Annotated in this window: 21 protein-coding genes; 17 read left to right on the top strand and 4 right to left on the bottom strand. The window is 54.9% G+C overall.

The annotated features are described in order from the left end of the window. Positions 1–169 precede the first annotated feature (169 nt). From ffh to EYC98_RS13040, 16 genes are all read left to right on the top strand, one after another. Complete coding sequence (ffh, locus tag EYC98_RS13115) at positions 170–1567, top strand: signal recognition particle protein (protein WP_279245792.1); 1398 nt, start codon at positions 170–172, stop codon at positions 1565–1567. 211 nt (positions 1568–1778) lie between these two features. Further along, on the top strand, positions 1779–2027 hold the full coding sequence (rpsP, locus tag EYC98_RS13110; RefSeq protein WP_279245791.1) for a 30S ribosomal protein S16: 249 nt from the start codon (positions 1779–1781) through the stop codon (positions 2025–2027). A 15-nt stretch (positions 2028–2042) separates the two neighbouring features. Further along, entirely contained in the window at positions 2043–2579 is a 537-nt protein-coding gene (gene rimM, locus EYC98_RS13105; RefSeq protein WP_279245790.1) for a ribosome maturation factor RimM, read from the top strand. A 3-nt stretch (positions 2580–2582) separates the two neighbouring features. Next, a complete protein-coding gene (gene trmD / locus EYC98_RS13100; protein ID WP_279245789.1) occupies positions 2583–3314 on the top strand; it encodes a tRNA (guanosine(37)-N1)-methyltransferase TrmD in 732 nt (243 codons plus the stop codon). 84 nt (positions 3315–3398) lie between these two features. Beyond that, positions 3399–3755, top strand: coding sequence for a 50S ribosomal protein L19 (gene rplS / locus EYC98_RS13095; protein ID WP_279245788.1), 357 nt, complete (start codon positions 3399–3401; stop codon positions 3753–3755). A gap of 54 nt (positions 3756–3809) precedes the next feature. Continuing rightward, positions 3810–4727: a site-specific tyrosine recombinase XerD gene (xerD, locus tag EYC98_RS13090; protein WP_279245787.1), complete on the top strand. Its 918-nt coding sequence runs from the start codon at positions 3810–3812 to the stop codon at positions 4725–4727. 61 nt (positions 4728–4788) lie between these two features. Then, positions 4789–5529: a DsbC family protein gene (locus tag EYC98_RS13085; RefSeq protein ID WP_279245786.1), complete on the top strand. Its 741-nt coding sequence runs from the start codon at positions 4789–4791 to the stop codon at positions 5527–5529. 109 nt (positions 5530–5638) lie between these two features. Continuing rightward, positions 5639–6826 (top strand): alanine transaminase, encoded by a 1188-nt coding sequence (gene alaC / locus EYC98_RS13080; protein ID WP_279245785.1) that lies wholly within the window; start codon positions 5639–5641, stop codon positions 6824–6826. A gap of 1 nt (position 6827) precedes the next feature. Further along, a complete protein-coding gene (locus tag EYC98_RS13075) occupies positions 6828–8132 on the top strand; it encodes a homoserine dehydrogenase (RefSeq protein ID WP_279245784.1) in 1305 nt (434 codons plus the stop codon). A gap of 50 nt (positions 8133–8182) precedes the next feature. Beyond that, positions 8183–9580 carry a threonine synthase gene (gene thrC / locus EYC98_RS13070; protein ID WP_279245783.1) on the top strand — a complete coding sequence of 466 codons (1398 nt, stop codon included), beginning with the start codon at positions 8183–8185 and terminating at the stop codon, positions 9578–9580. 5 nt (positions 9581–9585) lie between these two features. Continuing rightward, a complete protein-coding gene (gene recJ, locus EYC98_RS13065) occupies positions 9586–11319 on the top strand; it encodes a single-stranded-DNA-specific exonuclease RecJ (protein WP_279245782.1) in 1734 nt (577 codons plus the stop codon). 66 nt (positions 11320–11385) lie between these two features. After that, positions 11386–11787: a Cu(I)-responsive transcriptional regulator gene (gene cueR, locus EYC98_RS13060; protein WP_279245781.1), complete on the top strand. Its 402-nt coding sequence runs from the start codon at positions 11386–11388 to the stop codon at positions 11785–11787. Continuing rightward, a complete protein-coding gene (locus tag EYC98_RS13055) occupies positions 11780–12880 on the top strand; it encodes a permease (protein ID WP_279245780.1) in 1101 nt (366 codons plus the stop codon). Before cueR ends, EYC98_RS13055 begins: the two co-directional genes overlap by 8 nt. Positions 12881–12975: 95 nt before the next feature. Then, positions 12976–14074 (top strand): peptide chain release factor 2 gene (gene prfB, locus EYC98_RS13050; RefSeq protein ID WP_338140839.1). Its coding sequence is split into 2 segments (ribosomal slippage): positions 12976–13050 and positions 13052–14074, totalling 1098 coding nucleotides; the frame shifts between segments, so codons are not numbered across the junction. A 26-nt stretch (positions 14075–14100) separates the two neighbouring features. Next, positions 14101–15582, top strand: a complete 1482-nt coding sequence (gene lysS, locus EYC98_RS13045) for a lysine--tRNA ligase (protein WP_279245779.1) — start codon at positions 14101–14103, stop codon at positions 15580–15582. Between the two features lie 161 nt (positions 15583–15743). Next, positions 15744–16199 (top strand): hypothetical protein, encoded by a 456-nt coding sequence (locus EYC98_RS13040; protein ID WP_279245778.1) that lies wholly within the window; start codon positions 15744–15746, stop codon positions 16197–16199. Here the strand turns inward: EYC98_RS13040 and EYC98_RS13035 are convergent. The 3 genes from EYC98_RS13035 to EYC98_RS13025 are packed head-to-tail and all read right to left on the bottom strand — an operon-like array spanning position 16141 to position 19512. After that, a complete protein-coding gene (locus EYC98_RS13035; RefSeq protein ID WP_279245777.1) occupies positions 16141–17688 on the bottom strand; it encodes a sensor histidine kinase in 1548 nt (515 codons plus the stop codon). The two genes, EYC98_RS13040 and EYC98_RS13035, sit on opposite strands and share 59 nt — an antisense overlap. Continuing rightward, positions 17685–18068, bottom strand: coding sequence for a response regulator (locus EYC98_RS13030; RefSeq protein WP_279245776.1), 384 nt, complete (start codon positions 18066–18068; stop codon positions 17685–17687). Before EYC98_RS13030 ends, EYC98_RS13035 begins: the two co-directional genes overlap by 4 nt. Further along, on the bottom strand, positions 18061–19512 hold the full coding sequence (locus EYC98_RS13025) for an adenylate/guanylate cyclase domain-containing protein (RefSeq protein ID WP_279245775.1): 1452 nt from the start codon (positions 19510–19512) through the stop codon (positions 18061–18063). The genes EYC98_RS13030 and EYC98_RS13025 overlap by 8 nt, the downstream gene beginning before the upstream one ends. A 143-nt stretch (positions 19513–19655) precedes the next feature. On the opposite strand from EYC98_RS13025, the gene EYC98_RS13020 reads away from it, so the two are divergent. Further along, the gene (locus EYC98_RS13020; RefSeq protein ID WP_279246083.1) at positions 19656–20303 is read left to right on the top strand and encodes a Crp/Fnr family transcriptional regulator; all 648 of its coding nucleotides are present in this window, start codon (positions 19656–19658) and stop codon (positions 20301–20303) included. Between the two features lie 42 nt (positions 20304–20345). Here the strand turns inward: EYC98_RS13020 and EYC98_RS13015 are convergent, their stop codons facing one another. Continuing rightward, positions 20346–20729: a SirB2 family protein gene (locus EYC98_RS13015; RefSeq protein ID WP_279245774.1), complete on the bottom strand. Its 384-nt coding sequence runs from the start codon at positions 20727–20729 to the stop codon at positions 20346–20348. Position 20730: the final 1 nt, after the last annotated feature.

Raw genomic sequence — 20730 nt, 5'->3', positions numbered from 1 at the left:
CAGGCTGCTGGCTCCGGATCGACCTGTATTGCAAGGTGGCGACCAGTAGATAAATAGCAGCGGCAGTAAAACTGGTGACAACCATGGTTGGGGATGACTTCGCGGTAACGTATACTCCCGCCTTTGTACCGATTTGTCCGGGTATAAGCAATAGTAGCGAGATCTATCCATGTTTGAGAATCTGACTGACCGTCTATCCCATAGCCTGCGCAGTATTACTGGCAAGGCCACGCTGAGCGAAGATAATATCCAGGAGACGCTGCGCGAAGTGCGTATGGCGCTGCTGGAAGCAGATGTCGCTCTGGCAGTGGTAAAAGATTTTGTCGAGGCGGTGAAACAGCGGGCCATCGGTCAGGAAGTCTCGCGCAGCCTCAGCCCCGGACAGGCCTTTGTTAAAGTCGTTCAAGCCGAACTTGAGTCACTGATGGGGGCAAGTAACGAGGCCCTAGACCTTACGGCGCAGCCGCCCGCAGTGGTATTGATGGCCGGCCTGCAAGGAGCGGGTAAAACCACTTCGGTCGCTAAACTTGCCCGATTGCTCAAAGAGCGCGATAAAAAGTCGGTAATGGTAGTAAGCGCTGATGTTTACCGTCCTGCGGCTATCAAACAGTTGGAAACGCTGGCTGAGGAAGTGGGGGTGACCTTCTTTCCCAGTGATGATTCGCAGCAGCCTATTGATATCGTCGAGGCGGCACTGGCGCAGGCGCGTATCAAGTTTTGTGATGTGTTGCTGGTCGATACCGCCGGTCGTCTGGGTATTGATGAAGCCATGATGGATGAGCTTGCTGGTCTGCATAAGGCGATTAACCCGGTCGAGACCTTATTTGTGGTGGATGCAATGACCGGTCAGGACGCCGCGAACACGGCACGAGCCTTCAATGAGAAACTGCCGCTGACCGGCGTCGTACTGACTAAAGTTGACGCAGATACCCGCGGTGGTGCGGCGCTGTCGGTGCGTGCGATTACGGGCAAGCCAATCAAGTTCCTGGGTGTGGGCGAGCAGACTACAGCGCTGGACCCGTTTCACCCTGATCGCCTCGCTTCGCGCATTCTTGGTATGGGCGACGTATTGTCGCTGATCGAAGAGGCAGAGCAGAAGCTCGACAAGAAAAAGGCTGAACGACTGGCGCGTAAGGTTCAGAAGGGTAAGCGCTTCGACCTTGAGGATTTCCGCGATCAGCTGCAGCAGATTACCAGTATGGGCGGTATCACCGGGATGCTGGACAAGCTACCCGGTATGGGCAACATGGCGCAAATGGCCCAGCAACAGGTTGACGTCAAGCAGTTCGCTCGTATGGAAGCTATGATTAATTCCATGACACCCCTTGAACGTCGGCGCCCTGAGCTGATTCAGGGCTCGCGCAAGCGTCGCATCACGCTGGGCTCCGGTACCCAGGTGCAGGATCTTAATCGTCTCTTGAAGCAGCACAAGCAAATGCAGAAGATGATGAAAAAGATGAAGGGCGGCGGTATGGAGAAAATGATGCGTGGCATGGGCGGCATGATGCAGGGCGGCGGTGGTCCTGGTCCTGGCGGTATGCCCCCGGGTATGCCGCCGTTCAAGTAGAGCCCCAGCTGCGGTAAAGGTGCCTCGCCAGTGGCTCGGCAGGTAGCGCTAAGGCGCGGAAATACCTGAAGAAATTCTCTTCTACGGGGTTTAAAATGCCCCCGCTTTGGCGTAGAATACGCGCCTTTTCCGGCCCCCCGGTCGGTTAGGTATGCGTGTCTCGTACTGCGATGTACGCAAATACCACCACTTTAAAGGAAGTTAGCAGACGATGGTAACAATCAGATTAGCAAGAGGCGGTTCCAAAAAGCGCCCTTTTTATCACTTGACCGTGACTGATAGCCGCAACCCACGTAACGGGCGCTTTATTGAGCGTGTTGGATTCTTTAATCCGATTGCCCGTGGACAGGAAGAGCGCCTGCGCGTTGACCTGGATCGTGTGGACTTTTGGGTAGGACAGGGCGCACAGGTTTCTGATCGCGTTGCTAACCTGGTCAAGACAAACAGAGCCGCTGCCTAAGGGCTGCCAGACGGCATGAGTGACGCCGCCGCCCCAGTGATTGTTGGCCGTTTTGGAGCACCCTACGGCATCAAGGGTTGGCTGAAGATTCACTCGTTTACCGACCCGGGAGAAAATCTCCTCGAGTACGGTGATTGGTTGATAAACCGGGGTAAGCCGGGCCAAGAAAGCTGGCAAGCGCTGGCGCTAGACGCCGGTAAAGTGCACGGCAAGGGCCTGGTAGGACACGTTGCAGGGGTTGACGATCGCACCGCAGCGGAGAGCCTGAAAGGTTGTGAGATAGCGATAGCAGCGCAGGCTCTGCCAGTGCTGCCAGAGGAAGAATATTACTGGCACCAGCTTGAAGGGTTGGCAGTAACTAGCGGCGATAAGCTGCTGGGGCGTGTGGATCACCTGATGGAGACCGGCGCTAACGATGTAGTAGTTGTAAAGCCCTGTGAGGGCAGTATTGACCAGCGCGAGCGAGTTATACCCTGGTTACGGGGTAGCGTGGTGTTACAGGTAGACCTGGTACAGCAGACCATGACGGTGGAATGGGATGCGGAGTTCTAGAGTATGCAGGTAGGCGTGGTCACTCTGTTCCCCGAAATGTTTGCTGCAGTCAGTGAGCTCGGGGTTACTGGCAGGGCGGTGGCGCAGGAGTTATTGAGCTTGCACCTCACCAATCCACGGGAGTTTGCCGTGGACCGTCATGGCACGGTCGATGACCGGCCCTATGGTGGTGGCCCAGGCATGGTGATGAAGACAGAGCCACTGGAACAGGCGATCGCCAAGACCCGAAGTCTGGTCGGGGGTGATGCCAAGGTGATTTATTTGTCACCCCAGGGCAAGACGTTTGACCACGCCACGGCAGTGGAACTGGCGGGTCAAGAGTCGCTGATATTACTGGCTGGTCGCTACGAAGGCGTAGACGAGCGGTTAATAGAAGCGCAGGTGGATATGGAATTATCCATTGGCGATTATGTATTAAGTGGTGGTGAATTGGCCGCCATGGTGGTGATTGACGCGGTAACGCGGCAGTTACCCGGGGTACTGGGACATGAGTTGTCGGCGGAACAGGATTCGTTTGCCGATGGCCTGTTGGATTGTCCTCACTATACCCGGCCAGAAGTCTGGCAGGGGAAGGGCGTGCCCGAGGTGTTACTGGGCGGCAACCATGAAAAGATTCGACGCTGGCGGCTGGAACGAGCGCTGGAGAGAACGTTAAAAAGGCGCCCGGATTTGTTGCAGCAGCGACAAATGAGTGCCGAAGAGGAAGCAATACTGGCGCATTTGAGCCAGCAGTAACAGACACATAGCGGTGCGCGGGACCTGGTTCCGCTGCCGGATAGCAGACAACGCCCTCGGGCAGATTTTTAACAGGAGCACAACATGAGCAGCAACAGTATTATTTCGCAGCTGGACGCGGAACAGATGGAAAAGGAACTTCCTGAGTTTGCCCCCGGTGATACCGTGGTTGTCCAGGTCAAGGTAAAGGAAGGCAGTCGCGAGCGTTTGCAGGCCTTTGAAGGCGTGGTATTGGGCAAGCGTAACCGCGGCATCAACTCTGCGTTTACCGTGCGTAAAATCTCTCACGGTATTGGCGTAGAGCGTACCTTCCAGACCTTTAGTCCTCTGGTAGAGAGCATTCAGGTCAAGCGTCGCGGCGATGTGCGTCAGGCCAAGCTCTATTACTTGCGTGAGCTCAGCGGCAGGGCAGCTCGAATCAAGGAAAAGCTGTCTCGCTAAGATCTCCGAAAGGGCGACGCGAGTCGCCCTTTTTTGTACTCGGGCAGAAACACTATGGCGCCAGCGCAGCTCACCATTAGCGACCCCGAGGCGCAGATTATCAGCGCCTTTCTGGACGCCTTGTGGCTGGAGAAGGGGCTCGCCGACCAAACCTTAATGGCCTACCGCCGCGATTTGACTCATTACGCTAGCTGGCTGCAGTCTCGCGGCGCGATACTGCTGCAGGCGCAGCGGTCCGAGTTGCTTGATTACCTCGGTGAACGCATTGTCGAAGGCTACTCCGCTCGCTCCAGTGCACGCTTTTTGTCCTGTATCCGCGGCTTTTACCGCTATCAGCTGCGCGAAGGTCAGGTCACTAGCGACCCAACCCTGGATATCGATAGCCCACGTTTGGGGCGACCGCTACCCAAATCCCTGAGCGAAGCCGACGTTGAGCGCCTGCTGCAGGCACCAGACCTGGATTTGATACTGGAGTTTCGCGACCGCACTATGCTCGAACTGCTTTATGCCTGCGGCTTGCGTGTCACTGAGCTGATTTCCCTGCAGGTATCGCAGGTGGGCTTTAATCAGGGGGTGGTGCGCATCATTGGTAAAGGCAATAAGGAGCGCCTGGTGCCCATGGGTGAAGAAGCATTAAGTTGGTTGCAACGCTTTATGCAGGGGCCGCGGGCCGAGTTATTGGGGCATGTGCCCAGTGAGGCGGTATTTCCCAGTCGACGGGGTGCACAAATGACTCGCCAGGCCTTTTGGTATCGTATTAAAATCTACGCGCAACGTGCAGGGATAACCAGTCCGCTATCTCCGCACACGCTGCGGCATGCGTTTGCCACTCATCTGCTCAATCACGGCGCAGATTTACGCGTCGTGCAGCTGCTACTGGGCCATAGCGACCTGACTACCACGCAGATTTATACGCATGTGGCCCGAGAACGAATGAAAGAACTGCATGCCCAGCATCATCCGCGTGGCTAGCAGCAGGGAACCAACCAGGACCAATGTGCTCCAAAGTAGATACTCACGAAAGGAAACAGGCATGCGTTTTACACATTTAGGCAGATATCTTGCATTCGCTGTACTACTGAGCGTAGCGCAGGGTGCGCTTGCGGCGGCAACTCCGGAGGATCTAATCCGTGAGCGGCTGACTCAGGCACGTCCTGATTTCAACATACTCTCGATCAAACAGAGTGAGGTCAAGGGCATGTACGAGGTGCAGATCGCAGCCGGTCCGCTGGTGTACGTTACGGCAGACGCGACGCATTTTTTCCTCGGAGATCTGTTTGCGGTGAATGATGATGGTCTGGTCAATATTGCAGAGCAGCGTCGTGATGACAGTCGTAAGTCATTGCTGGCCGAGGTCTCGATGCAGGACATGATCGTCTACCCGGCTACAGGAGAAACCCGCGCGCGGGTGACGATATTTACTGATGTTGACTGCTTCTACTGTCAGAAACTGCACCAGGAAGTCCCGCAAATGAATGCGATGGGCATTGAAATTCGCTACCTCGCTTATCCGCGCTCAGGTATTGGCGGTGATTCCTATCGAAAGATTGCCAGCGCCTGGTGTGCAGCAGATCCCAACGCAGCAATGAACAAGCTGAAGAATCGGGAAAGCATCGCTCAAAACGTCTGTGAAGACAATCCAGTAGCCGATCAGTTCGCGCTGGGGCAGGAGATGGGTGTGCGCGGAACACCGGCGATGGTGTTAGAAAGTGGACAAATGGTACCGGGCTATCTTTCCGCCGCCGATCTCGCTGCACGCTTGGGTATTAATTAACCAAACTTCCTCTGTAGTGGCGGGCCGCGTTGACAGGTCCGGCGCGCCTCAGTAAGGTTCCCTCCCTTGTTTCTGTCGGCGCATAGCCGGCCAATGATTGGTGTCCGTCGTGGAAGATCAGTTCCAGAGAATTGAAAGACTACCCCCCTATGTTTTCAACATTATCGGAGATTTGAAGCAGCAGGCGCGCGCCGCTGGTGAAGATATTATCGACTACGGCATGGGTAATCCCGATCAGCCGACGCCGTCCCATATCGTTGATAAATTAGTAGAAACCGCGCGCCGTGGCGACACTCATCGCTATTCCCAGTCGCGCGGTATACCGCGTCTGCGTAAAGCTATTTGTGACTGGTATCAACGGCGCTACGATGTCAGTCTGGATCCGGAAACCGAAGCCATCGTCACGCTGGGCTCCAAAGAAGGTCTGGCGCACCTGGCACTGGCCACGACAGGTCCCGGCGATGCCATTTTGGTACCCAACCCGTCTTACCCGATTCACCCTTATGGCTTTGTCATAGCCGGCGCCGATATTCGCCACGTGCCGATGGCGGGAGAGGAAGAGTTTTTTGCCGAGTTGGATAATGCTATTCGCAACAGCTGGCCCAAGCCCAAGATGCTGGTGCTTAACTTTCCGTCCAACCCGACCACCCACTGTGTGGAGCTGCCCTTCTTTGAAAAAGTGGTAGCAATAGCGCGTGAACATCAAATTTGGGTGGTACAGGATCTGGCTTATGCAGACCTGTGTTTTGATGGCTACGAAGCGCCCTCTATTCTACAAGTTGAAGGCGCGAGAGAAGTTGCCTGTGAATTCTTTACTCTGTCCAAGAGCTATAACATGCCAGGCTGGCGCGTCGGATTCTGCGTGGGAAACCATCAGCTGGTCGGCGCATTAGCGCGTATGAAATCCTATTTGGACTACGGTATGTTCACCCCGGTACAGGTAGCGGCGATTAGTGCGCTTGAGGGTGATCAGAGCTGTGTGGAAGAAATTCGGCAACTGTACCTGAGTCGCCGCAACGTCCTGTGTGACGGCCTGAATTCGGCGGGTTGGCCAGTGGTGCCGCCCAAGGCGACGATGTTTGTGTGGGCAGAAATCCCCGAGTTTTATCGCGAGATGGGGTCCCTGGAGTTCAGTAAAAAGCTCTTGCGTGATGCGCAGGTCGCGGTTTCACCCGGTATTGGTTTTGGTGAATATGGTGAGGGCTTTGTGCGTTTTGGATTGATTGAAAACGAGCATCGGACCCGACAGGCTATTCGTAATATAAAGAGAATGATCAAGAAGGATGGTTTTGCCTGAGATGGATAAGGTCAGAGTAGGGCTTTGCGGCCTGGGTACAGTAGGTGCAGGAACTTTGAACGTATTGCAGCGCAACCGCATAGAGATATGTGCGCGGGCAGGCTGCGATATTGAAATTGTGCACATCGGTACACGCAGTGACAAGCCTGACGTCGACGTCACCGGAATCAAGGTGAGTCGCGATATCTTTGATGTTGCCCGCGACCCAGATGTTGATATCGTGCTGGAATTGATCGGTGGCACTACCACCGCGCTGGAGTTGGTGCGCACGGCCATCAGTCATGGCAAGCATGTGGTTACAGCCAACAAGGCGTTGATTGCCGAGCACGGTAACGAACTTTTGGCCGAAGCCAGAGCTGCCGGAGTGAGTATCGCTTTTGAAGCTGCAGTGGCTGGCGGTATTCCGATCATCAAAGCGCTGCGCGAAGGTCTGTCCGGCAACCGTATCGAATGGCTGGCTGGCATCATCAATGGTACGGGTAACTTTATTCTTACCGAGATGAGTGAGAAAGGCCGTGACTTCGCCGATGTCCTGGCCGAAGCACAAGCCCTGGGCTACGCTGAAGCTGATCCCACCTTTGATGTAGAGGGGATTGATGCGGCGCACAAATTGGTCATTCTGGCGGCGATCGCGTTTGGCATGCCACTGCAGTTCGATAAGGTTTATATTGAAGGCATTAGTACTCTGGAATCCGAAGATGTGGATTACGCAGCAGAGTTGGGCTATCGCATAAAGCACCTGGGTATCGCCCGGCGCTCAGCCGGCGGCGTAGAGATGCGTGTACATCCAACTCTGATTCCTGAGTCGCGTCTGCTGGCCAACGTAAACGGTGTTAAGAACGCGGTACTGGTCGAGGGCGATGCGGTAGGTCCGACGTTATACTACGGTGCTGGTGCTGGTGCTGAGCCGACCGCCTCTGCGGTGCTGGCTGATCTGGTAGACCTGGCTCGTGATATGGCCTGCGGTCAGAGCCCCAGCGTTGCTGTGTTGGGCGCCGCAGAGGGCTCTGATGTGCCCCAGGTGGTGCCGATTGAAGACGTCAACTGTGCCTGGTATCTGCGTTTGCGCGCTGAGGACAAACCGGGTGTGATGTCAAACGTGGCAAGCATACTCAGTGATGCGGGTATTAGTATTGAAGCTTTGATTCAAAAGCAGCCGCCCGCGGGTATCAGCCATGTACCTATTATTATCCTGACTAATCAGGCATTGGGTGCGACCGTTAATGCGGCCTGCGCTCAGTTGGAGGCTTTGCCCAGTGTGGTAGACGCTGTGGCCCGGTTGCGGGTAGAAAGTCTGGACGGTTAAATAGCGGCACTACGTTGTCACTAAGGCGTGAGTAAGAGGAGAGAGTGGCGTTGAAATACGTTAGCACCCGGGGCCAGGCTCCGGCACTGAATTTTGAAGAAGTACTGCTAACCGGTCTGGCGGTTGACGGTGGTCTTTACGTGCCCGAATCACTGCCGCAGTTTTCCAGCGCTGATCTCGCCGCCATGGCCGGTTTGAGCTACCCGGAGTTGGCGCTGCGGATCATCAGTCCGTTTGTGGCAGAGTCGATCCCCGAAGCTGACCTCGCCACTATTATTGATGACTGCTACGCCGAGTTCCGTCACGAAGCTGTGGCCCCGTTGGTGCAGCTGGGCGCCAATGAATGGGTGTTGGAACTGTTTCACGGCCCGACGCTGGCGTTCAAAGATTTCGCCCTGCAGTTGCTGGGGCGCTTGCTGGATTACATATTGGAACGCCAACACCGCAAGGTGGTGATCATGGGGGCGACCTCGGGTGATACCGGTTCTGCTGCAATCGAGGGCTGCAAACGCTGCAAGAATATCGATATCTTTATTCTACACCCGCATGGGCGGGTATCCGATGTGCAGCGCCGCCAAATGACCACTGTGGTCGGTGACAATATCCACAATATCGCAGTCGAAGGTAATTTTGATGACTGCCAGGCGATGGTGAAGGCCAGCTTTAATGATCGCAGCTTTCTGCCTGAAGATCGCCATCTGGTGGCCGTCAACTCGATCAACTGGGCGCGCATCATGGCGCAGATTGTCTACTACTTTTACGCGGCAGTGGCCGTTGGCAGTCCGCACCGCAAGGTATCTTTCTCAGTACCTACCGGCAATTTCGGTGATATTTTTGCCGGCTATCTGGCTCAGAAGATGGGGCTGCCTGTCGAGAAGCTGATTATTGCCACTAATGCCAACGACGTGTTGCACCGGATTATGCAAAACGCCGTCTACCATCGCGGTCAGCTGCAGCACACGCTCTCACCGAGCATGGATATCAGTGTCTCGAGTAACTTTGAACGCCTGTTGTTTGATCTTTATCAGCGTGATGGTGCTGCCATAGCGGAGTTAATGGATACCTTTCAGCACGGCGATATCACTTTCAGTAGTGAAGCGATGGCGACTGCACGCGAGTTGTTCAGCAGTCAGAGCGTGGACGATGCGACAACCTGCGCTCTGGTCAAACACGTCTATGACACCAGTGAGTACCTGCTGGATCCGCACTCGGCGATTGGAGTCAGCGCGGCACGTGATCTTTGTGCGGGATCAGCTACACCGGTGATAACCCTGGCTACTGCGCATCCCGCGAAATTCCCGGCGGCCGTTGCCGAGGCGGGTCTTAGTGTGAAGCCTGCATTACCCCAGCATCTGTCCGACCTGTTTGAGCGCGAAGAACGCTTCGCGGTGACGCCCAACGACTTGAGCGCGGTTCAGGCGCACATGATCGCGCACATCAAAGTCTAAAGCGTTTGAAAAAAGCCATTCGTCGTCGTTTGCAAGCAGAGCTGCCAGCGGCGGGTTTTGGGCTGCACCCGATATTGGAGCAGGTCTATGCCAATCGTGGTGTTCGCAAGACAGCCGACCTTGCGCTAAGCCTGGATCAATTATTACCACCCAATGACTTAATGGGATTGGACTCGGCGGCAGTCATGCTCGCAGATGCCCTGCAGCAACAGTCCAGTATTGTCATCGTCGGAGATTTTGATGCCGATGGCGCTACCAGCACGGCGCTGGTAGTCACCGTGCTGCGACAGTTGGGGTTTCAGCAGGTGGCTTACCTGGTGCCCAATCGCTTTGAATACGGCTATGGTTTGACGCCGGAGATTGTGGCGCTGGCTGCGCAGCAAAAACCCGATATTATTATCACCGTAGACAACGGTATCTCCAGCGTCAGTGGCGTTGCTGCTGCCACCGGCTTCGGTATTCGAACCCTCGTCACAGATCATCATCTACCCGGAACTGAGCTTCCTGCTGCGGATGTGATCGTCAACCCGAATCAGACCGGCGACAGTTTCGCCAGTAAAAACCTGGCCGGTGTGGGCGTAATCTTTTACGTGATGCTGGCGCTGCGTGCGCAATTGCGCGAGCGCGACTATTTTCAGCGCAGCGGTGTTGCGGAGCCGAATCTGGCGGAGGTGCTTGACCTGGTGGCGCTGGGAACGGTAGCCGACGTGGTGCCGCTAGACCATAACAATCGCGTGCTGGTAGAGCAGGGCTTGAAGCGTATGCGAGCCGGACGCGTGCGGCCCGGCATAGTGGCATTGGCCGAAGTAGCGCAAAGATCCCTGGCTCGGCTCACGGCTGCAGATTTGGGATTTGCGTTGGGGCCGCGCTTGAATGCTGCCGGGAGGCTCGATGATATGTCCATCGGTATTGAGTGCCTGCTGGCCGATAATCCACAACGTGCGCGCACGTTGGCCAGTGAGCTGAATGACTTTAATCGCGACCGCCAGCAGATTGAACGTGAAATGCATGCCGATGCCTTGCGTAAACTGGACGATTTTCTGCCCGGTGCGGACACCACACCACCGGCGGCCTTGTGTTTATATGACAAGCAGTGGCATCAGGGCGTGGTGGGTATTCTCGCAGCGCGGATTAAGGAACGCTTGCATCGACCGGCTATTGCATTTGCCGATGGCGATGAAACAACTATTAAGGGCTCGGCGCGGTCCATCCCCGGCCTGCATATTCGCGACGCGCTGGAGCGCGTGTCGACACTGGCGCCCGGTCTGATTATAAAGTTCGGCGGTCATGCTATGGCGGCGGGTTTGAGCATTGAGCGCAAGGATTTTGAACGTTTTCGCGACCTGTTTGAGCACGAGGTTGAGCGCCTGCTCGACGGTGTAGAATTGGAGGCGGCGATAGAATCGGATGGTGAGCTGCCGGCCTCCCAGATGCAATTGGAGCTGGCGCGGCAGCTGCGCTTTGGTGGACCCTGGGGGCAGCACTTTCCGGAACCGGTGTTTGATGGTGTGTTTACCTTAGTGCAGCAACGGATTGTCGGTGAACGCCACCTGAAACTGGTATTGGCGCATCCGCAGCAACCTGATCAGCTGTTGGATGCTATAGCCTTTAATATCGATACAGCATTGTGGCCTGATCACGAGCTTGAGCAAGTGCGCGTCGCCTATAAACTGGACAGTAACGAGTTCCGGGGGCGAGAGACGGTGCAGATGCTGATAGAGGTGTTGGAACCGGTCTGAAGAAGGGGCTTGACCTTCCAGCAGCTGTAAGGTTTACATTGTAGTCGTAGCCCGATGGAGACGACCATGAATATCAGCGCCGCCGCTGCCGCCAGCGGCCTCAGTAGTAAGACAATTCGCTACTACGAAGACATTGAACTAATCCCGCCAGCGAGTCGCGCGGATAACGGCTATCGCTACTACGATGTATCGGCGGTAGAGCAGCTCAGATTTGTACATCAAGCCCGTCTGGTGGGCTTTTCTGTAGCGGAATGCCGACAGTTGCTGGAGCTGCAGAGTAACTCCCAGCGTCACAGTGCCCACGTCAAAAGCCTGGTGCTGGAAAAGTGTGACCAGTTGGAGCAACGCATTGAGGAGCTGCTGCAAATGCAGTCGATGCTGCGTGATCTGGCCAGCCGTTGCAGCGGCAACGAGGGTCCGGACTGCGCCATTCTCGATGAACTGGGTCGGGGTAGCGCGCATGAGTGATTGCTGTGATACAGAAAAGCCGGCGCCAGCTGCGGACGACGCTGCGACCGATCACTGTTCGGGGCACGCTGCAGGCCCTCGCAAGCCCGACCGATTTCTCTGGTTTTGCGTGAGCTCGGTGGTAGTGCTTTACGCTATTGGTCTCTGGCTGCCCCATGAATCGCTGGATCCTGGCCGCCTGTCGATTCTGTCTCACGGGGTCATCGACCTGTTCAATAGCATGTGGTGGGGCATGGCTATTGGTGTGGTGTTTGTCGGTATTCTTGGTTATATCCCTCGCGATCTGGTGATGTCGGTGTTGGGTTATGCGCCTGGGTTCAGCTCATTACTGAGGGCAACAGTCGCCGGCGTATTTCTGGACCTGTGCAGCCACGGTATTCTCGCCGTGGCAATGAAGCTCTATGAACGTGGGGCCTCGTTGGGTCAAGTGATGGCCTTTTTGCTGGCCAGCCCCTGGAATTCCTTCAGCTTGACGTTGATTCTTTTTGGCCTGATAGGGGTGGGTTGGACGTTGCTGTTTATTGCGCTGTCTCTGGTCATTGGACTGATAAGCGGTGCCATTTTTGATGCGCTGGTGGCGCGGGGTAGACTGCCGGAGAACCCACATCGTGAGTTTCTTAATGCAGAGGCTAACGCAGGGCTTTTATGGCGTGAATTTCGAGCTTCCTGGCAATTTTCAATGGCCGGCAGCGGACGCCTGTTGCTCGAAGGTGTGCGCGGCTCGCGAATTGTGATTCGGTGGGGTCTCTTTGGGATATTACTGGCCTCAGTCATCCGTATGTTGGTGCCGGAAGCCGTCTTTGCCACCTGGTTTGGAGCCACTATGACGGGTTTGGGGCTGACTATACTGGCGGCCACGATTATCGAGGTTTGCTCCGAGGGCACTACCCCTGTGGCTGCGGATCTTATGCATAGAGGGTCTGCACCCGGTAATTCCTTTGCTTTTCTGATGGCCGGTGTAGCCACCGACTATACCGAAATTATGTCGATTCGAGATACCACCCGGTCCTGGAAAATCGCGCTGTTTTTACCATTGATCACCTTACCGCAGATTATCGTGTTGGCGATTGTGCTTAACCAATTCCCCGTATGAGTGGTGTGCAGCGCAATTAGCGTGCGGCGGTACTAGAGCTGAGCTGCCCGCTGCGCTAAAATGCGCGCCTTTTACACTAGCTGGTCACGCCGTTTATGTTGGAAGTTAACCCCATTGTCCAAATGATCAAGGATATCAGTGAGCGCACCGATGTGCTTAGGGGGTATCTTTGACTACGCCAACCGCAAAGAGCGTCTTGCTGAAGTAGAGCTGGAGTTAGCCGAGCCCGGCGTTTGGGAAGAGCCAGAGCGCGCCCAGGAGCTGGGGCGCGAGCGTTCCGCATTGGAAACTATCGTCAATACGATTGAACAGCTGGACGCGGGCTGCACAGATGCCAGCGATCTGCTGGAAATGGCCGTTGAAGAACAAGATGCCAGCACGGTCGAGGAGATCGAGGTCGATCTGGCTGGGCTGATCGGACAGTTAGAGAAGCTGGAATTCCGTCGTATGTTTTCCGGTGAGATGGACGCCAGCAATGCCTATCTGGACATCCAGTCTGGGTCTGGCGGTACCGAAGCACAAGATTGGGCAGAAATGGTACTGCGTATGTATCTACGCTGGGGCGAGGCCAAGAACTTCAAGACCACCCTGGAAGAAGCCTCATCGGGTGATGTTGCCGGTATCAAGAGTGCCACTATTCGTTTTGAGGGAGAATATGCCTTTGGTTGGTTGCGCACTGAAACCGGCGTGCACCGCTTGGTCCGCAAGTCGCCCTTTGACTCTGGAAATCGTCGCCACACGTCGTTCTGTTCAGTGTTTGTTTCACCGGAGATTGACGACAACGTAGACATCGATATCAACCCTGCGGACGTGCGCACCGATACTTACCGCGCCTCCGGAGCGGGTGGCCAGCACGTCAACAAGACTGATTCAGCTGTGCGCTTGACCCATGAGCCTTCGGGCATTGTGGTGCAGTGCCAGAGCGAGCGCTCACAGCATCAAAACCGCGACAAGTGCTGGAAGATGTTACGCGCCAGGCTGTATGAGCAGGAAATGCTGCGTCGCTCTGAGAAAGCGCAGGCGGTGGAAGACAGTAAATCTGATATTGGCTGGGGCAGCCAGATTCGCTCCTATGTGCTGGATGATCAGCGCATCAAGGACCTGCGGACCAGTGTAGAGACTTCCAATACTCAAGCGGTGCTGGATGGTGATTTGGATAAGTTTATTGAGGCCTCGCTGAAAAGCGGGCTGTAGCCCAAGCGGCGGGAACGGAGCAGGTAATGACAGAGACTGATGCACAGGATACGAATAAGCTGATCGCGGAACGGCGCGGCAAGTTGACCGAGCTACGTGAGCACGGTAACGCCTTTCCCAATGACTTTCGTCGCACCGGCTTTGCTGGCGAGTTACAGAGTGAGTTTGAAGCTAGCGAAAAAGCCACGCTGGAAACCGAGAATAGAGAGTATGCCGTATGCGGGCGTTTGATCCGTAACCGCGGTGCATTCCTGTTGATTCAGGATGTTAGCGGAGAAATTCAGCTCTACGTTAACCGTAAGGAGCTTGATGAGGAGACCCTGAAGCAGATTAAAAGCTGGGACCTGGGTGATATTGTGGCCGCACGTGGACCACTGCATCGGTCGGGCAAGGGTGATCTTTACATCAATATGGAAGAGGCGCGACTGCTGACCAAGGCGCTGCGCCCTTTACCCGATAAGTATCACGGTCTGGCGGATCAGGAAATGCGCTACCGGCAGCGCTATGTAGATCTGATCGTCAACGCGGAATCACGCAACGTCTTTATTTTGCGCTCGGCGATCGTCGATTTTATTCGCCGCTATATGCAGGCTCAGGACTTCATGGAAGTCGAAACACCTATGATGCAGGTGATTCCAGGTGGTGCCGCGGCTAAGCCGTTTGTAACTCACCACAATGCGCTGGACATGGATATGTACCTGCGTATTGCGCCTGAGCTGTATCTGAAGCGATTGGTTGTCGGTGGCTTTGAGCGAGTATTTGAAATTAACCGCAGCTTTCGTAACGAAGGTTTATCCACCCGTCACAATCCCGAGTTTACGATGCTGGAGTATTATTGGGCCTATGCGGACTACCGGGACGCTATGGACCTGACTGAGGACATGTTGCGTCAACTGGCCGAGGCGGTGCTGGGAACAACGCGATTGAATTATCAGGGAGCCGAATACGACCTGGAACAGCCATTCGCGCGCATGACCGTATTCGACTCCATTTTGCACTTTAATCCGCAGCTGGATGCGGCGCGGCTGGCTGACGTTACCGGGGCTCGTGAAATCGCCACAGCCTTGGAGATTCCCCTCAAAGACAGCTGGGGGCTGGGTAAAGTCCAGATCGAAATTTTCGAAAAAACGGTCGAGCATTTATTGGATCAGCCGACGTTTATTACCGCCTATCCTACCGAAGTTTCGCCATTGGCCAGACGCAGTGATGCTGACCCATTTGTGACTGACCGCTTTGAGTTCTTTGTCGGTGGCCGTGAGTTGGCGAATGGCTTTTCGGAGCTCAACGATGCTGAGGATCAGGCCGAACGATTCCGCAATCAGGTGGCTGAAAAAGACGCTGGTGATGAGGAGGCCATGCATTACGATGCCGACTATATCACCGCACTCGAGTACGGTTTACCGCCGACAGTAGGGCAGGGCATTGGTATTGATAGACTGGTTATGTTGTTCGCTGATGTGTCGTCTATTCGCGATGTGTTGCTGTTTCCACATATGCGACCCGAATAGGTGGCGGCGGTCCTTGCCGATGTTACACTGAGTCCATGTTGAATCATTATCCGATCGTCCTGAGTCTGATTGCCCTGCTGCTGGTAGGGGGGTGTGCGAGTTCACCGCCTTCGGGAAGTGGCTCAGGCTCGGCTGGGCCGGCAGAGGAAATTACCCTCAATATGCCTCAGCGAAATTGTCAGTGTGAAACTTCGCCGGGCGAGGAAGCGTTTCTGGAAAAGGGCTTTGAATCGTTGCATGATGAGCAATATCTCGAAGCTTTGCAGTACTTTCAGCGCTACCAGCGACTGGAGAAAACCGACCGCGCAGATCTGCAGGCTAAGATTGCAATTGCGTATCTGAGTATTATTCCCGACAGCCCGATCTATGACAGCGAAGCCGCACGCGATAGCTATCGACAGCTGCGCCAACAGATTGCGACGCACGAGCCCTTATACGGAAAGATTCAATTGGTGCAGGATTCTTTGGAGACCTTTCTGGAGATGGACTCTGGTATCGGTAACCTGAAGCAAGAAAACGCCAGACTGCGCGAGGAACTGGCCAAGCGCGAACAAGCGATCAAACGGCTGCGTGATCTGACTCTCGGCGTTGAACCCGCACCGGCAGCGACACCGTAAACGTCGTTCCAGCGGCAAGCTCGCTCTCTACTGCCAGAGAGCCACCCATCAAATCACAGTGCTCTTTGCAGATCGCGAGCCCCAATCCAGTACCGCCGTAGTTTCGAGTTGTACTGTCTTCTGCCTGCACAAATGCTTCAAAAATGCGTTCCTGCTGATCTTCGCTCATGCCGATACCGCTATCAGCTACCGTAAAATCAAGCCAGTTTGGGGAGTCTGGGCGAGCCTGAGCCGTGACCTTGATCGTGCCCGTATGAGTAAACTTGGTAGCATTGCCCAGCAGGTTGAGGAACACCTGGCGGAACTTGGTCGCATCGTTGTAGAGCATGGGTAAATCAGAGTTAAGGCTGAGTTCCAGCGTATTGCTTTGTTTTTCCAGTAATGGCGCCACCGACTCGCACACTTGCTCCAGTAATGCAGCGGCATCGAACTCCTCGAAGTGTACGGTCATCTTTCCTGTTTCTATCTTCGACAGATCAAGAATGTCGTTGATAAGCGATAACAGTTGTTTGCCCGACAGGATGATCTTGTCGAGGTCCTGTTGCACCTGCGGTGTGTCTATTTCACCGCCGTCGCCTAGTTCATCGAAGAGCATCTCGCTGTAGCCGATGATGGCGTTCAGTGGTGTGCGGAGCTCATGACTGACATTGGCGAGGAAATTACTTTTGGCCTGGTTGGCCTGATCAGCGGTCTCTTTAGCTTCCTGCACCTCGTCGATGGCGTTGCGAAGTTTATCTGACATATCGTTAAACGCATCGGCCAGTTCCCCGAGTTCCCCGCTATCTTCAATATTGTCGATACGATAATTCAGATCGCCGCTGCCAATTCGCATGGTGCCGGTTTTCAGTCGGCTGAGAGATTCATTGGTATAACGAATCAGAAAAAACCCAAGAATACTGGTCAGGAAAATGGAGGCGACAAAACCGATAACTGTGATGCGGTCAGTGAGGGAGATAGTCTGGTCAATGATGATCGCGCGTTGTTCTGCAATGAAACTCTGACGTTGTTCCAGTCGGTTTAGTAAGGCCAAGGTCTCACTATAGTCTTCCGGTGCATCTGCGCCGGTTGCCGGCGCCTGGTAGCCAGGATTATTGTAATTATCGTAGAACACTTGCCAGGCCGGAATTAGCCGTTGGCTGACCTGCCACAGAGCGCTGTATTGCGGGCGTGTAATCTCCTCGGACAGACGACCGAGAGCGTCTATTTCTCCGGCAATCGAATCCAGACTGGCGCTGGCGCGCCGTTGTTCATTTTCGTCCAGTAGGTCATCGGTAGTCTCACGCAGAGTTGCGAGTATTCGAATCTGCTTGCGCTGGTCCTCCAGTTCCAGGCCGATACTGGTACTGAGTTGCTGTGCTGCGACGGAGTGTCGGTAGGCTGCCATGCTTTCGGTACGCGCCAAACTACCCCAGAAATGAGTCCCCACATTCAGCGACAGGATGAGCAGAATAGCCAGCAGTGACAGCGTTAGTCGCCGGGTCAGGCTCACCCCGGTTTACTCCGCCCGCGGCACACGCTGGCGATTTTCTCGAGCAGGTCTGGAAAGTCGATTGGCTTGGTAGCGTAATCATCGCAGCCGACTGCCATGGCCTTCTCGCGATCCTCGTTCATGGCATGTGCTGTCAGTGCAATAATCGGCGTGTCTGACAGGGCTGGGTCTTGGCGTATCTCGCTACAGGTGGTCCAGCCGTCTTTTATGGGTAGATTCATATCCAGTAACACTACGTTAGCGGGTGCTGCGCGCAATTTGTCCAACGCCTGCTGTCCATCGCCAGCGGTTACCACCTCAAACCCAGCGCGGCTAAGGCGCCGCTTCAGCATATCCCTGTTGAGCTCATTGTCCTCAACTAATAGGACTATTTCAGACATCGCTAACAGCTCCCGTCACAGGTGCGGCAGTAATCTGGATGATATCGACGCTTTTGTTAATGCCCTTGACCTTTACCTGTTCGCGGCGCCCCGTAGTGAAGCCGGTGGGTAATTTCTCCAGTGTGCTTTGCGACACCAGTATTTCACCGCCGGCGGTGCGCTCTTCAATGCGTGCAGTGAGATTTACGTGGTGTCCGACGATGCCGTACTTGCTGCGTTTTTCAGAACCGATATTTCCGGCCACCACGGTTCCCGTGTTGACGCCGATACCCATTGTTACCTCTGGCAGCCCCGCCTCGACATATTCGCGGTTGATGGTAGCTACCGCAGCCTGCATCTCCAGTGCACATTGCACTGCACGCTCAGTATCGTCGTCGCGACTGATAGGTGCACCAAAAATCGCAAGAATACCGTCACCAATAAATTCATCGACGGTGCCCTGGTGCGCCATAATGATGTCTGACATGGTGCCCAGATACGTGTTTAGCAACTTCATAACGTTTTCGGGTGCCAGGTTTTCACAGATAGTCGAGAACTTGCGAATATCTGACATAAGGATGGTGACTTCGCGCAGGTCACCGCCCAGGCTTAGCCCTTCTGGTTGTTCCAGTAGGTTGGCGACGATTTCATCGGATACATAGCGGCCGAAGGTAGATCGGATGAAAGCTTCATTGCGCTCCAGTTGCTGGCGGTACTGATCTTCCAGGTCATGCCAGCGTTTGCGCTCCAGGCCGGCCTTGATCCTGGCCTGTAACAGTACCGGGTTGAAGGGTTTGAACAGGTAGTCGTCGGCGCCAGCCTCGATGCAAGTAATAATACCTTCCATGTCTTGGCGGCCGGAGATCACGATGACCGGTATGGCACGCCACTCTGCATTGGCCTTGATGCGGTTGAGCACCTCATTACCGTCCATGCCAGGCATGATAAGGTCGAGTAATACGGTATCTATAGAGTTGTGCTCTAATAATTCCAGCGCTTGGGCACCGCTGCTGGCGGTCAGCACCCGGTGCCCGGAGCGCGTCAGGTAGCGTCCCAGCAAGTCCAGGTTCTCGGCGGTATCATCGACCGCCAGAATAGTGCCGGATTCGGCCTCATCCACAACCTGTAGGCTACGTAGTGCGCTGTTGTCACTAGCGGCAGACGTGATCGCTTTGAGCAAACGCTGCAGTACGGCGTGAAGATTGCTGTGTATTGCCGTGAGGTCTTCGCACAACAGCTCGGCATAGCCGCGCATCGCTCCCAGCACATTGCGGAGATTGTGTTCGCTGTGCTCGTCAAGGTCCGCGAGTAGCGCTTCCAGTGCTGCGCTGGCGGATAATAGCTTGTCAAAATCATCCGACTGCTCACGGCTGAGCTCCGCACGACTGTATTCCAGCCCACGCAACTCCGCCATGGCTTTAAAGACATGGTCGGTCCACGGACTGCCAGCTATGTTATTGGCCAATTAAACTGAATCCTGATCTTGTGACGTCGAACACGGATTATAGCTAGCCGTGTAGCTCAGTAATAGTGCGCAGCGGATACAGTTTGGGTTAACATAGATCAACGCACGGGGGCTAGTGCGACCAAGATTGGAGTATGACCTTGATTTTGCAACAGGTTGAGATATTTGAAGGGCTGTCGGAAGCCGAATTGGATGCGTTGTCTTCGAGCAGCAGCAGCCGTTCCTTCCCCAAAAATACGGTGGTCATCCACGAGAACGACCCGGCTGACTCATTGTTCATTATCGAAAGCGGTAAGGTAAAAGTTTACTGTAGTGATAAGAATGGCAAAGAGTTCATCATGAACACTCAGGGTCAGGGTGACTATTTTGGTGAGCTGGCTTTGCTAGATGATTCGACCCGTTCCGCTTCGGTAAGAACGGTAGAGAAATCCAGCTTCTGCATTATTTTCAAAGATGACTTTAATCGCGTGCTGGACGAACACCCCAATATTTCTCGGCAGCTGATTCGTAATCTCTCGGCCCGAGTTCGTAAGCTGACTGCTGACGTCAAGAGTCTGGCACTGCAGGACGTCTATGGCAGGGTCGCGAACGTGCTGATGGATCTGGCGGAGGAGCGCGGTGACGGTACTCTGCTAATTCCGGAGAAACTCACTCAGCAAGACATAGCCGACCGTGTCGGTGCGTCCCGTGAAATGGTAGCGCGTATCCTCAAGGACCTCACCATCGGCGATTATATTCGCTTCGAAGGTCGCCACATCATCATCAACTCGCGCCTGCCCGCGAAATACTAGATCTGTTTGGGCTGTTTGGCAGAATTCATTCTGCCAAGATTCTCACCAAGGTATAGGCTGCCGGCTAGTCGCCACCCCAACAATATAAGCAAACGTTAAAATTGCCGCTCCCAGCGCAGCCCCGCGCTCAACTCGATTGCGGCCCCAGTGCAATGCCACCATTCCCAGCCCGATATACAACAACAGCGCTGCCAACTTGGCACTCAGCCACGCTTGCTGCAAAGGCCACTGGCCAGAGATAGTCGCCAGCCCCAGCGCGCTGAGCAATAGCAGGCTGTCGATACTCATGGCGAGTCGCCGGGTAAGTGCCAATCGTAATAGGGGGGAGCCTCTGAGCATCCAAACCCCACGCAGAATAAACCCACAAATCGAAATCCAGGCGCAGGCCATGTGCACCAACTTGATTGCTGGGTAGTAGTCAGGCAAG

It is taken from the genome of Candidatus Litorirhabdus singularis, assembly GCF_026262625.1.
GTDB classification, from domain to species: domain Bacteria; phylum Pseudomonadota; class Gammaproteobacteria; order Pseudomonadales; family Halieaceae; genus Litorirhabdus; species Litorirhabdus singularis.
Note: the sequence above shows the minus strand (reverse complement) of the source record. Positions and strands in the feature narration are given on the sequence as shown.

Coding starts and splice junctions, on each gene's coding strand:
- xerD (WP_279245787.1), top strand. CDS start 3,810: ATGGCGCCAGCGCAGCTCACCATTAGCGACCCCGAGGCGCAGATTATC.
- cueR (WP_279245781.1), top strand. CDS start 11,386: ATGAATATCAGCGCCGCCGCTGCCGCCAGCGGCCTCAGTAGTAAGACA.
- ffh (WP_279245792.1), top strand. CDS start 170: ATGTTTGAGAATCTGACTGACCGTCTATCCCATAGCCTGCGCAGTATT.
- EYC98_RS13030 (WP_279245776.1), bottom strand. CDS start 18,068: ATGTCTGAAATAGTCCTATTAGTTGAGGACAATGAGCTCAACAGGGAT.
- rimM (WP_279245790.1), top strand. CDS start 2,043: ATGAGTGACGCCGCCGCCCCAGTGATTGTTGGCCGTTTTGGAGCACCC.
- trmD (WP_279245789.1), top strand. CDS start 2,583: ATGCAGGTAGGCGTGGTCACTCTGTTCCCCGAAATGTTTGCTGCAGTC.
- rplS (WP_279245788.1), top strand. CDS start 3,399: ATGAGCAGCAACAGTATTATTTCGCAGCTGGACGCGGAACAGATGGAA.
- EYC98_RS13040 (WP_279245778.1), top strand. CDS start 15,744: ATGCCTCAGCGAAATTGTCAGTGTGAAACTTCGCCGGGCGAGGAAGCG.
- lysS (WP_279245779.1), top strand. CDS start 14,101: ATGACAGAGACTGATGCACAGGATACGAATAAGCTGATCGCGGAACGG.
- rpsP (WP_279245791.1), top strand. CDS start 1,779: ATGGTAACAATCAGATTAGCAAGAGGCGGTTCCAAAAAGCGCCCTTTT.
- EYC98_RS13085 (WP_279245786.1), top strand. CDS start 4,789: ATGCGTTTTACACATTTAGGCAGATATCTTGCATTCGCTGTACTACTG.
- EYC98_RS13075 (WP_279245784.1), top strand. CDS start 6,828: ATGGATAAGGTCAGAGTAGGGCTTTGCGGCCTGGGTACAGTAGGTGCA.
- EYC98_RS13055 (WP_279245780.1), top strand. CDS start 11,780: ATGAGTGATTGCTGTGATACAGAAAAGCCGGCGCCAGCTGCGGACGAC.